We start from the raw sequence: 11,854 nt of genomic DNA on the forward strand, positions 1-11,854 counted from the left end.
GTTCCGGGCCATCGTCGTACCCAGGGCTCTCACCCGGCCCCCGCCCAGGTTCCTGACAGCCTCGCTCCCTAGCTTCCCTTTCCATGACGGGACAGGAAACGGCCCGAGGGCCGAAACACAAAGGGGACCTGACACGCCGCAAGGTCGTCGCCGCGGGAGCCGGTGCGGTGGTGGCGGCGGGGGTCGGCGGGTCGTTCGCGGCGGGCGCGTTCGCCGGCGAGAAGACGACGGCGGGCACGGGGACGGCGTCCGGGACCTCCGATGACGCCTGCTACCGGCTGACCTCCGAGACGACCGAGGGCCCCTACTACATCGACGCGGACAAGCTCCGCCGGGACATCACCGAGGACCAGGAGGGCATCCCGCTCAGCCTGCGTCTGAAGGTGATCGACTCCGACACCTGCAAGCCCCTCGCGAACGCCGCGGTCGACATCTGGCACTGCAACGCGCTGGGGGTGTACTCCGGGTACGAGTCGATGGGCAGCGGGGGCGGGGGCGGGACGGGCGGTGGTGGTACGCCGCCGTCCGGGACACCGACCGGTACGCCCACGGGGTCGCCTCCGGCCGGAGGCGGCGGGGGCGGCGGGGGACACGAGGAGCCCACCGACGACGAGCGCTACCTGCGGGGCACGTGGCGGACGGACAAGAAGGGCGAGGTGGTGTTCCGGACGGTCTTCCCCGGCTGGTACCAGGGCCGCTGTGTCCACATCCACACCAAGGTGCACGTGAACGGCACCTGGACCGACGCGGGTTACGAGGGCGGCACGACCTGCCACACCGGTCAGCTCTTCTTCGACGAGGAGTCCGTACTGGCCGCGGCGGACGTCGCGCCGTACTCCACCAACACCACGCCCCGCACCACCCTCGACGAGGACACCATCTACCCGGGCAACGGCACCGAAGGCGGCCTGCTCAGGCTGAAGTACAAGAAGGGCGCCATCGCGAAGGGAGTCGTCGCGACACTCACCATGGCCGTCGATCCCGAGGCGACCCAGGACGGCACAGGGGGCTCGGCCCGGCCGGGCGGGACGGGGTCGGCCTCGGCGACCGCGGGCTGACCTGGACTTGTGGGGCGGACGTGTGCGGGAGGCTCCCGCCCGTCCGCCCCTGATTCAGCCGGTGAACAGTTCCTCCGCGCCGGCGGCCGTCAAGGAGCGGTCGAGCCAGCGGGTGAGGGTGTCGAGGTCGGTGCAGGAGGTGATGCGGTCGCGGGCGTCCTCGGGGAGGTCGATCCCGCGCTTGTCGAGCACGCGAAGAATGGACTCGACTGTGCCCTCGGCTTTGCCTTCAGCTTTGCCCTCGGCCTTGCCTTCGAGGTAGGTCTCCTCGAAGAGCGTCCCCCTGCCCGGGAAGTAAGTGGCGACCATCTTCTCCAGCTCTCTCCAGGTTTCCTGGACCGGAGTGTTCTCCAGTCCGACTTCGAGCCATTCGCACCAGTACTTCGCTGTGGCCTTGTCGAACGACCGCATTCCGCGGGCCAGCATGTCCAGTATGGCGGGGGCGTTTTCGCTTTCGCTATGCACGATGGCCGAGAAGGTGGCCATCGCCGGTGCCCGGGCGACAAGGGACTCGTCGGTGATTTCCGGGACGTTGTCCGGGCCCAGGACGAACGGCCGTGTGGCCTGGGACGTCCAGGTGCCGACGCGGCACTCGAAGGGCCCGGCCGCCCAGGCCGCCGTCGGCCGGTTCCTGCACACCGCGACCAGCAGGACCGGCAGGCCGAACTTCGCATGCAGGTACGCCACGTAGTACGACCAGCTGAGCCCCTTGCCGCGGACCTTGCCGGTCTGGGCCTCGATGGCGATGAGAAAGCCGTCGCCTTCCGACGGCTCGACTCTCAGCACCGTGTCCACCCGGCGTTCCAGTGGCTTGATCTCCGTGGCGTCGGGGGTCAGCGCCTCGATCGTCGCCTTTGCAGGCGGCGGGAGCCCCAGTGCTTCGAAGACGGGGAAGAGAACCTCGGGATGGTCCTGGAAGATCCGGTGCGAGGTCTCATGGGTTGATGTGACCATGTGGGCAAAGTAGGTCCATCGAATTCGCTGGTGCAGGTCGTCCGAGGTGCGTTCACCCTTTCGAGAACGGCAAAAACGTTCCCGTCGTGCGGTGGGCTACCGTGCGACGAACTGGGTCAGGATTGCCTGGACCTCGTAGATGTCGACGCCCTTGGTGAAGGTTTTCTCGATGGGGGTCGGGGTGCCGGAGATCCAGATCTTCAGTTCGGCGTCGAGGTCGAAGGTGCCCGCCGTCTCCACCGCGAAGTGGGTGATGCTGCGGTAGGGGACCGAGTGGTACTCGACCTTCTTGCCGGTGATGCCCTGCTTGTCGATCAGGATCAGGCGGCGGTCGGTGAAGAGAATGGTGTCGCGGATCAGCAGGAACGCGGCGTGGACCTGCTCGCCGTGGCCGAGGAGGCGGGCGTAGTCCTGCTGGGCGGACTGCGGGTTCACGGTGTGTGCGTTGCCGAAGAGTGCCATCGGTGTTCCCCCCATGTGGTTGGCCAGGTGCCTCGGTCATCCTATGAACAGGGGTTCCCGGAGGCGACGAGCCCGGGGACGAGTCCTTCCGCGAACGCGTCCGCCCCCAGGAGGAGATTCCCCTAGGGGCGGACACGGAACGGGTGTTACGCCGGCTCGCCGCCGAAGCGCTCCTTGTACGACTCCAGGTCCTCGTCCGTGAGCTTGGCGAAGAGGACCGGCGGGATGGTGAAGGGGGTGCCGGCCGGGACGGCGGTGAGGGAGCGTGCCTCGTCCGCGGTGACCCACAGCGCGGTGTCGTTCTCCAGGGAGAACGCCTCACGCATCTTCTTCGCCGACGTCGGGATGAACGGCTCGGAGACCACGGCGTAGAGGTGGATCAGGTTCATCGCCGTACGCAGGGTGAGCGCGGCGCCCTCGGGGTTGGTCTTGATCTCCAGCCAGGGGGCCTTCTCCTCCAGGTAGGAGTTGCCCGCCGACCACAGGGCGCGCAGCGCGGCCGCCGCCTTGCGGAACTGGATGGCCTCCATCTGGGACTCGTACTCCGCGAGCAGCCGGGCGATCTCGTCGCCCAGCTTGGTCTCCGCCTCGCCGGGCTCGGCGCCCGCCGGGACCTCTTCGCCGAAGCGCTTCTTGGAGAAGGACAGGACGCGGTTGACGAAGTTGCCGAGGGTGTCGGCCAGGTCCTTGTTCACCGTGGCGGTGAAGTGCTCCCAGGTGAACGACGAGTCGTCCGACTCGGGGGCGTTCGCCATCATGAAGTAGCGCCAGTAGTCGGCGGGCAGGATGTCGAGGGCGTCGTGCGTGAAGACGCCGCGGCGCTGGGACGTGGAGAACTTGCCGCCGTAGTAGTTCAGCCAGTTGAAGGCCTTGATGACGTCGACCTTCTTCCACGGGGCGCGGGTGCCCAGCAGGGTCGCGGGGAACATCACGCTGTGGAAGGGGACGTTGTCCTTGCCCATGAACTGCGTGTAGTGGACGTTCGCGTCCGACTCCCACCACCAGGAGCGCCAGTCACGGTTCTCCGGGTCCTGGTCCGCCCACTCCTTCGTCGCGCCGATGTACTCGATCGGGGCGTCGAACCAGACGTAGAAGACCTTGCCCTCGGCGGCGAGGTCCGGCCAGGTGTCGGCGGGGACGGGGACGCCCCAGTCCAGGTCACGGGTGATCGCCCGGTCGTGCAGGCCCTCCGTGAGCCACTTGCGGGCGATGGAGGAGGCGAGGACGGGCCAGTTGTCGGCGCGCTCGTCGACCCACGCCTCCACCTCGCCGGCCAGCGCCGACTGGAGGAGGAACAGGTGCTTGGTCTCGCGGATCTCCAGGTCGCTGCTGCCGCTGATCGCGGAGCGGGCGTCGATCAGGTCGGTCGGGTCCAGGACGCGCGTGCAGTTCTCGCACTGGTCGCCGCGGGCCTTGTCGTAGCCGCAGTGCGGGCAGGTGCCGATGATGTAGCGGTCGGGCAGGAAGCGGCCGTCGGCGTTGGAGTACACCTGGCGGATCGCGCGCTCCTCGATGAAGCCGTTCGCCTTCAGCTCGCGGGCGATCTCCTGGGTGATCTCGTGGTTCTGCGGGGAGGAGCTGCGGCCGAAGTAGTCGAAGGCCAGGTTGAAGCCGTCGTAGATCGCCTTCTGCTGGTGGTGCGCCTCCGTGCAGAACGCGTCCACGGGCACGCCCTGCTCCTTGGCGGCGAGCTCCGCGGGGGTGCCGTGCTCGTCCGTCGCGCAGATGTAGAGGACCTCGTGGCCTCGCTGGCGCAGATAGCGGGAGTACACGTCCGCCGGGAGCATGGACCCCACCATGTTGCCCAGGTGCTTGATCCCGTTGATGTACGGAAGGGCGCTGGTGATGAGGTGTCGAGCCATCGCGGGCTGCTCCCAAGTCGCTACGTGGGGTGACGATCTCGTGGTCGCGGTCGTCTACGGAACCTTGAAATCGTAGCTGACACGGGTACGCCGCCCGCCTCCCCTTTTACGGGGTGGGAAGCGGGCGGCGTAGTAGGGCCGGGGACGGCTACGGGCGCCAGTTCGCCAGTACGCCCTCGTAGAGCTCCTTGTCCGTGAGCTCGCGGGGGGTCTCACCGGCGAGGAAGTGGGACGTGTTGGGGGTCTTGAGCTTGCGGAGGTAGTCGAAGGCCTTGTTCTCCGGGTCTCCGAAGGCGACGAAGGAGAAGAAGACGGCGGGGTGGCTCTCGGCGGCGTCGGTGAGGGCCTGGGTGGCGGGGGTCTTCGCGTCCGGGGCGCCGTCGGTCTGGAAGACCACGAGGGCGGGGGTGCCGGGGGCCGCCGCCGTCTTGTCGTGGTGGGCGAGGACGGCCTCCACCGCGGCGTGGTAGCTGGTGCGGCCCATGCGGCCGAGGCCCGCGTGCAGGTCGTCGATCTTGTTCTCGTGCTCGGAGAGGGTGATCTCGCCGGTGCCGTCGAGTTCGGTCGAGAAGAAGACGACCGGGACGGTGGCCTCGGGGTCGAGGTGGGCCGCGAGCGCGAGGGTCTGCTCGGCGAGGGCCTGGGCGGAGCCGTCCTTGTAGTACGGGCGCATGGAGGCGGAGCGGTCGAGGACGAGGTAGACCTTGGCGCGGGTGCCGGTGAGGTCGTTCTTCTCGAGGGCGGTGGCGGCGGCCTTGTAGGCGGTGGTGAGGCCGGGGGCGTGCTTCTTGAGGGCGGTCAGGGGGAGGGCGGGTTCGGCCTCGCCTGCGGCTTCGGCCGTGTCCTTCTTCCCACCCGCACCACCCGTGCCGCTTTCGTCGCCGGGTGCGGGTGGCCCCTGCGGGGCGGTGTCGCCGTCGGCGGCCGCGGGTTCGGGGGCCTTCTCGGACTTCGTCCCCTGACCGGCCTCGGCCGCGGGCGCGGCCTTCGACTTGGCCTTCGAAACGGGCTTGGCCTCGGCCTTGGCCTCGGTCTTCGGCGCGGGCTCGGGCTCGGGCTTGGCCTCGGGCTCGGGCTTGGTCTTGGCCTCGGGCTCGGGCTTGGCCTCGGTCTTCGGCGCGGGCTCGGGCTCGGCCTTCGGCTCGGCCTCGACCTCGGGCTTGGCCGCGGCCTCGGCCTCGGTCTTCGGCGCGGGCTCGGGCTTCGACTCGGGCTCGGGCTCGGCCTCGGTCTTCGGCGAGGCCTTCCGCGGGGCCTTGGACTCGGCCTTCGGCTTCGGGTCGGCTGCCGGCTCGGCCTCGGCCGTCGGCTCGGGCTTCGCCTCTGCGGGCGTCTCGGGCGTCGGCTCGGGCTTGGCTTCCGCCTTCGCCGGTGCGTCGGACTTGGCCTCGGCTTCCGCCTTCGCCGGTGCGTCGGACCCGGCCTTCGTCTTGGCGTCCTTCTTTGCCGCGGGCTCGGACTGTGCCTCGTCCGCGGGGCTGCCCTCAGGCTTCTCCGGCGTCGTCGGCTCCGTCTTCTCGACCGTCGCCGGGGCGGCTGCGGTCGGCTTCTCCGCCGTAGCCTCGTCCGTCACCGCCTGCTCCTCGGCGACCGGCGTCTTCGCCGGAGCACCCTCCGCATCCGTGGCCTTGTCCGCCACGGCCGACTCCGCCGCCTCCGGCTCCAGGTCAGCAGTCGCCTCCGCGACAACCGCCGGTTCCTCGTCAGCAGTCGCCTTCTCAGCAACCGCCGGCTTCTCGGCAGCCGCCGTCCCCTCCGCAACCGCCGGCTTCTCGGCAGCCGCCGTCCCCTCCGCAGCCGCAGGCCCCTCATCCACCGCCGATTCCGCCGCGGAGCCCTGCTCCCCGTCCGTAGACCGGGTCGGCCTCGGGACCGTCACACGGTCGAAGGCCGCCGAGACGAGGTCGTGTTCCCCGGAGTCCGATGTGCGGGGCTCGGGGACGTTGGCCGAAGGCGTGGGCCTCGGCTCCGGGGAGGGGGACGGGACCTTCGGGTCCCCGGCGGGGGGCGAGGCCGGTGCGGCGGTGGCGTCGTGGCCGGTGTCCGCGCTGGTCAGGCCCTCGGTCCCGCCGGTCTCGCCGATGGTCGCCGTACGCGCCGCATCCTCCGCCTCGGCGGTTTGTGTCTTGCGGGATCGTCCGAACGCGTTCCGCAACCGAGTGAGAATGCCCATGTGCGCGCAACCCTTCGCGTGAGTTGAAGCCCGTCAATCCCTGGCCAGGACGGACACGTAAGGTTAGCGGCCCTCCTGTGTGATCTTGGGCAGGGTCTGTTGTCCCAGGCCCACTCTGTCAAGAGCGCATCCGGCCGGTGCAGGTGTCGCCGGGCTGAATCGCCGCAACACCCGTACGGCAGCCGCAGGTTCATTCGTTGTTCACCCGGGCGCCCGGCTACCGCACGTATGTGCCCCTACGGTCACGCTGACACCAAGGGCATCTCAGGGGAGAGTAAAGTGCGCAAGCTGCTGCCGTTGATCGGAACTCCGTCCGGTTCGCACCCCGGCGGCCGGTCCGCCATGACCTGTCGTTTCCGATGTGGTGACGCCTGCTTCCACGAGGTGCCCAACACCAGCTCCAACACGTACGTCGGTGACGTGATCGCCGGTGCGCTCAGCCGCCGTTCGATGATGCGCGCCGCGGCCGTGGTGACCGTGGCCGCCGCCGGGGCGGGTGCCGCGAGTGTCACCGGGGCCGCTCCGGCCGCCGCCGCTCCGGCCACCGCACCGGCCGCCGCCGAGGCCGCCCGGCGCAAGAGCAAGGGCGCGCGCGGCCTGCGCTTCGCGCCCGTCGCGCCCAACACCACCGACGCCGTGACCGTCCCGGAGGGGTACCGGCAGAACGTCGTCATCCGCTGGGGCGAGCCCATCCTGCGCGGTGCGCCCGCCTTCGACCCGGAGAAGCAGACCGCGAAGGCACAGGCCGGGCAGTTCGGGTACAACTGCGACTTCCTCGCCCTGCTGCCGTTGCCCGGAGAGCGCGACCGGCAGCTGCTCGTCGCCAACCACGAGTACACCGACGAGATCCTGATGTTCCGCGGGTACGACGCCGCCGCCCCGACCCGCGAGCAGGCCGAGATCGCCTGGGCCGCGCACGGGCTGTCCGCCGTCGTGGTGGAGGAGGACCGCAGGAGCGGGAAGCTCACCGCCGTCCCCCGGCACCGGCTGAACCGGCGGGTCACCGCCACCACCGAGTTCCGGCTGACCGGCCCCGTCGCCGGGTCCGCGCTCGTCAGGACCTCCGCCGACCCGACCGGCACCAAGGTGCTCGGCACCCTCAACAACTGCTCGGGCGGTGTCACCCCGTGGGGCACGACCCTGCACGGCGAGGAGAACTTCAACCAGTACTTCGCCAACAGCGGCCGGGCGACCGACAAGCGCTACGGAATCGGCACCGGCGCGACCGAGCGCAAGTGGGAGCGGTTCGACAAGCGGTTCGACGTCGCCCAGGAGCCGAACGAGGTGCACCGGTTCGGGTACGTGGTGGAGTTCGATCCGTACGACCCCTCCTCCACGCCCCGCAAGCACACCGCTCTCGGACGGTTCAAGCACGAGGCCGCCACCGTGCGGCTGACGCACGACGGGCGGCCGGTGGTGTACTCCGGCGACGACGAGCGGTTCGACTACTTCTACAAGTTCGTCAGCAGCAAGCGCATGCGGCACGGCTCGTCCCGAGCCGTCCGCGAGCACAACCTCTCCCTGCTCGACGAGGGCACGCTGTACGTCGCCAGGCTCACCGGCGACTCCCCCGCCATCGAGATCGACGGCACGGGCAAGCTGCCGAAGGACGGCGAGTTCGACGGGAGCGGGCAGTGGATCCCGCTCGCCACCGCCACCGCCGAGGGCGCCGTCTCGCACGTGGACGGGATGAGCGCCGAGGAGGTGTTCGTCTTCACGCGGCTCGCCGGTGACAAGGTCGGCGCCACCAAGATGGACCGGCCCGAGGACATCGAGCCCAACCCGGTGACCGGCAAGGTCTACGTGGCCCTGACCAACAACAGCAACCGCGGTGTGGGCGGCAACGCCAAGGCGGACGAGGCCAATCCGCGCAACGCCAACAAGCACGGGCACGTGCTGGAGCTCACCGAGCGCTGGAACCGGCCCGAGAGCACCCGGTTCGCCTGGTCGCTGTTCCTGGTGGCCGGTGACCCGGACGACCCGGCGACCTACTTCGCCGGGTTCCCGAAGGACGCCGTCAGCCAGATCTCCTGCCCGGACAACGTGGCCTTCGACCCCCACGGCAACCTGTGGATCTCCACCGACGGCTCCCAGCTCGGCTCGCACGACGGCCTGTTCGGGGTGGCGACCCGGGGGGAGCGGCGCGGTGAGCTCAAGCAGTTCCTGACCGTGCCCAAGGGCGCCGAGACCTGCGGCCCCATCATCCAGGACCGGCGTGTGCTGGTGGCCGTGCAGCACCCGGGCGAGATCGACGGCGCGTCCGTGGAGAAGCCCGCCAGCACCTGGCCCGACGGGCCCGGGACGTACGTCCGCCCGGCCGTGGTGGCCGTGTGGCGTGCCGACGGGCGTGACATCGGCGTCTGAGCCGGCCGGCGAGGGGGAGGCGACAGGGGCGGCGGGGGACCGGGTCAGGGAAGGGCCGGGCTCGGCGGTCTGAGGGGGCCGCCGGGGGCCGGCCGTTCCCGGCGGTGCCACTCCCGGTAGGCCGGTGCCTGCCGCGCCACCTCCCCGTACGCCTCCTCCAGCGCGGGGTAGACGCCGTCCAGGTCGGTCTCCGTGCGGGCCGCGGCGAGCAGCCGTACGCCGAGCGGGTCGCCCTTGATGCGGCGGACCGCCATGTCGGGGCGGGGGGTGCGGGTCGGCTGGCAGACGGTGACGACCTCACCGGTCGCGACCAGGGCGTCGGCCGTGTGGTAGTCGCCGTGCAGGACGTGCGGGCTGACGCGGGCGGCGCGGAACATCCGCTGGACGGCGTCCCATTCGCCGTCGACCGTGGGGTCGATCATCCAGCGGTCGCCGGCCAGGTCGGCCAGGTCGACCTCCTGTCTCACGGCCGCCGGATGGTCGACGGGCAGCGACACGCACTGGGGTTCGCGCTCGACCAGGACGCGCAGCCGGAGCTCGGCGGGAATGCGCAGCGGGCTGCCCTCGACCTCGTGCACGAAGGCGACGTCGAGCTGGCCGTCGGCGACCATGCGGAGCAGGGCGTTGGGCGAGACGTTCATGTGGAGGCTGGGGTTCTGGCCCCGGGCCCGCAGTCGGCGCAGCCAGCCCGCCAGGGCCTTGCTCGCCGTCGAGCCGATGCGCAGCTCGGTGCCGCCGGTGGCCGCCGCCCTCGCCTCGGTGACCAGCAGGTGCAGGTCGGCCATCAGCGGGCGGGCCCGGCTCAGGACCAGGCGGCCCAGCGGGGTGGGGCGGCAGCCGGTGTGGGAGCGCAGGAACAGCGGTCCGCCCAGCTCCCGCTCGATACGGCGCAGTTGGGTGCTCAACGACGGCTGGGCGACGCCCAGGTGCCGGGCGGCGCGGTGCAGACTGCCGGTGTCGGCGATGGCGCACAGCGCGCGGAGGTGCCTCACCTCGAGCTCCATGCTCTGTGAGGCTAAAGCGGAACGGCGGCGTTAACCAGCCACATAATCCATCGCTAAACCAGGTGAATTGGGCAGCCGATAGCGTCGTCCTATCGCCGGTTGCCATCATCACAGGCGCCGCACAGGCATCGAGACTCGCCGGTGAGACTCAACCCCCACCCGAGGAGTCCTCGATGCGAAAGTCCACGTCCGCCCTGACGGTTCTCGGTCTCGGCCTCGCAATGGCCGCACTCGGCACGGCCGTACCCGCCTCGGCGGCCCCGGCCGCCGCGCCCCACGCCGGGTTCGTCGCCCAGTCCGGCCCGTCCGCTCCGTCCACCTCGTCCGCCTCGTCCGCCGACGCGAACAGAGCCTTCTTCCAGGCGGTCCTGAAGTCCGTCGCCGAGAAGCGTGCCGAGAACCCCAGCGCCACCGCGGCCGTCACCGTCGTCTACGACGCCTCCCGCGCACCGACGTTCAGCGCCCAGATAGCGCGCAGCACCCAGATATGGAACAGCTCGGTGTCGAACGTGCGGCTCCAGGCGGGGTCCGCTTCGACGGCCGACTTCAGCTACCGGGAGGGCAACGACTCCCGCGGCTCCTACGCCTCGACCGACGGCCACGGCAGCGGCTACATCTTCCTGGACTACCGGCAGAACCAGCAGTACGACTCCACCCGGGTCACCGCCCACGAGACGGGTCACGTCCTGGGCCTGCCCGACCACTACACGGGCCCGTGCAGTGAGCTGATGTCGGGCGGCGGCCCCGGTCCGTCCTGCACCAACGCCTACCCGAACTCGACCGAGCGGTCCCGGGTGAACCGGCTGTGGGTCAACGGCCTGGCGGCGGCGATGGACAAGGCCCTGGAGAAGTCGGCTCGCTGAGACACCCCCATGCGGATACGGCCGTCCCGCTGCCAGGGGCGGCCGTATCCGTGTGCGCTCACCGGGTCCCGGTCTCAGCGTCCCGCGTGCAGCGTGAGGTCCGTGACGACCGCGCGGTGGTCGGTGTCGGCCAGGTCCAGGATGCGGGTGCGGCTCGCCCCGAACTGCCGTGACACCAGGACGTGGTCGATCTGCGCGCCGAGCGTGGGGGCCGTCCGGGCCGGCCAGGTGACCGTGCGGTCGGCGCCGTCCAGGCGGGAGGCGTCGCGCAGGCCGGTGTCGAGGATGCGGCGGAAGGCGGCGTGGTCCTGGGAGGCGTTGAAGTCGCCGGCCAGGACGAGGGGCGTGCCGGGATCGGCGGCGGCCGCGTCGCGCAGGGCGCCGAGCTCCCGGCGCCAGAGGTCCACCTGGCCGGGCAGCGGGGGCATGGGGTGGGCGAGTTGCAGCCGTACGGCGTGCCCGTCCACGTCGGCGACCGCCCCGGGCATGCCCATCGTGCCGCGCACGCCCTCGGTGGGCCGGAGCGGGAAGCGGCTGAGGATGACGGAGCCCTCGGAACCGCCGCCCTCCACCGCCCGGCGGTGCGGATAGGGCGCGGAGAGGTCCCGCCTCAGCAGCGCGTCGCACTCCTGGTCGCACTCCTCCACGAAGACCACGTCCGGCTTCTCGCGGCGGACGGCGGTGACGAGCGAGGCGGTGCCCTGGCCGAACTCGACGTTGGAGGTCAGCACACGCAGGTCGGCGACCGGACGGCCCGAGGGGTCGTCGGCCTTGCCGTACGGCTCGATGTACCAGGCCAGCAGGCCGAGCAGGACCACGCCCCACACCGTCCCGGACCACCGGCGGGACAGCAGGGTGAGCAGCAGGCCCGCGGCGGTGGGCACCAGGAGCCAGGGGAGGAAGGCGAGGAGCTGCGGCACCGGGGTGATGCCGTCGCTGTCGGCGGCCCGGAAGCCGACGACCACGCTCACCGAGGCGAACAGCAGACCGGCGCACCAGGCGCCGAGCCGCCGTCCGGGCGGACGGTGCTCGCGTCCGTCGTCCCTGGCGGTCCACTCGGCAGCGGCGGTGTCCAAGGCCCGGCCTTCCGTTCGCGGGGTGGGGTGTCCGAATC

9 protein-coding genes are annotated in these 11,854 nt (G+C 70.9%); 3 read left to right on the forward strand and 6 right to left on the reverse strand.

What is annotated here, in order from left to right; genetic code table 11:
* Positions 1–83: 83 nt before the first annotated feature.
* On the forward strand, positions 84–1,058 hold the full coding sequence (locus AB0I06_RS05050) for an intradiol ring-cleavage dioxygenase (protein ID WP_363117337.1): 975 nt from the start codon (positions 84–86) through the stop codon (positions 1,056–1,058).
* A 54-nt stretch (positions 1,059–1,112) separates the two neighbouring features.
* On the opposite strand, the gene AB0I06_RS05055 is transcribed toward AB0I06_RS05050, so the two are convergent.
* The 4 genes from AB0I06_RS05055 to AB0I06_RS05070 form a co-directional block, all read right to left on the reverse strand.
* Positions 1,113–2,012 (reverse strand): hypothetical protein, encoded by a 900-nt coding sequence (locus tag AB0I06_RS05055; protein WP_363117338.1) that lies wholly within the window; start codon positions 2,010–2,012, stop codon positions 1,113–1,115.
* Positions 2,013–2,108: 96 nt separating this feature from the next.
* On the reverse strand, positions 2,109–2,474 hold the full coding sequence (locus tag AB0I06_RS05060; RefSeq protein ID WP_030846758.1) for a PH domain-containing protein: 366 nt from the start codon (positions 2,472–2,474) through the stop codon (positions 2,109–2,111).
* Between the two features lie 146 nt (positions 2,475–2,620).
* Positions 2,621–4,336, reverse strand: coding sequence for a methionine--tRNA ligase (metG, locus tag AB0I06_RS05065; protein WP_363117339.1), 1,716 nt, complete (start codon positions 4,334–4,336; stop codon positions 2,621–2,623).
* Between the two features lie 148 nt (positions 4,337–4,484).
* Positions 4,485–6,509 carry a VWA domain-containing protein gene (locus AB0I06_RS05070; RefSeq protein WP_363117340.1) on the reverse strand — a complete coding sequence of 675 codons (2,025 nt, stop codon included), beginning with the start codon at positions 6,507–6,509 and terminating at the stop codon, positions 4,485–4,487.
* 279 nt (positions 6,510–6,788) lie between these two features.
* Between AB0I06_RS05070 and AB0I06_RS05075 the strand changes: the two genes are divergently transcribed.
* On the forward strand, positions 6,789–8,873 hold the full coding sequence (locus AB0I06_RS05075) for a PhoX family protein (protein WP_363117341.1): 2,085 nt from the start codon (positions 6,789–6,791) through the stop codon (positions 8,871–8,873).
* Between the two features lie 44 nt (positions 8,874–8,917).
* Here the strand turns inward: AB0I06_RS05075 and AB0I06_RS05080 are convergent, their stop codons facing one another.
* Positions 8,918–9,877, reverse strand: a complete 960-nt coding sequence (locus AB0I06_RS05080) for a LysR family transcriptional regulator (protein ID WP_363117342.1) — start codon at positions 9,875–9,877, stop codon at positions 8,918–8,920.
* Positions 9,878–10,050: 173 nt separating this feature from the next.
* Between AB0I06_RS05080 and snpA the strand changes: the two genes are divergently transcribed.
* On the forward strand, positions 10,051–10,740 hold the full coding sequence (snpA, locus tag AB0I06_RS05085; protein WP_363117343.1) for a snapalysin: 690 nt from the start codon (positions 10,051–10,053) through the stop codon (positions 10,738–10,740).
* 74 nt (positions 10,741–10,814) lie between these two features.
* Here snpA and AB0I06_RS05090 read toward each other — a convergent pair whose 3' ends face one another.
* Entirely contained in the window at positions 10,815–11,816 is a 1,002-nt protein-coding gene (locus AB0I06_RS05090) for an endonuclease/exonuclease/phosphatase family protein (RefSeq protein ID WP_363117344.1), read from the reverse strand.
* Positions 11,817–11,854: the final 38 nt, after the last annotated feature.

Origin of the sequence: Streptomyces sp. NPDC050674 (assembly GCF_040654575.1) — a bacterium.
Classification (GTDB): Bacteria; Actinomycetota; Actinomycetes; order Streptomycetales; family Streptomycetaceae; genus Streptomyces.

Excerpts from the sequence above, each read along its gene's own strand:
- AB0I06_RS05050 (WP_363117337.1), top strand. The coding sequence starts at position 84 with ATGACGGGACAGGAAACGGCCCGAGGGCCGAAACACAAAGGGGACCTG.
- AB0I06_RS05055 (WP_363117338.1), bottom strand. The coding sequence starts at position 2,012 with ATGGTCACATCAACCCATGAGACCTCGCACCGGATCTTCCAGGACCAT.
- AB0I06_RS05060 (WP_030846758.1), bottom strand. The coding sequence starts at position 2,474 with ATGGCACTCTTCGGCAACGCACACACCGTGAACCCGCAGTCCGCCCAG.
- metG (WP_363117339.1), bottom strand. The coding sequence starts at position 4,336 with ATGGCTCGACACCTCATCACCAGCGCCCTTCCGTACATCAACGGGATC.
- AB0I06_RS05070 (WP_363117340.1), bottom strand. The coding sequence starts at position 6,509 with ATGGGCATTCTCACTCGGTTGCGGAACGCGTTCGGACGATCCCGCAAG.
- AB0I06_RS05080 (WP_363117342.1), bottom strand. The coding sequence starts at position 9,877 with ATGGAGCTCGAGGTGAGGCACCTCCGCGCGCTGTGCGCCATCGCCGAC.
- snpA (WP_363117343.1), top strand. The coding sequence starts at position 10,051 with ATGCGAAAGTCCACGTCCGCCCTGACGGTTCTCGGTCTCGGCCTCGCA.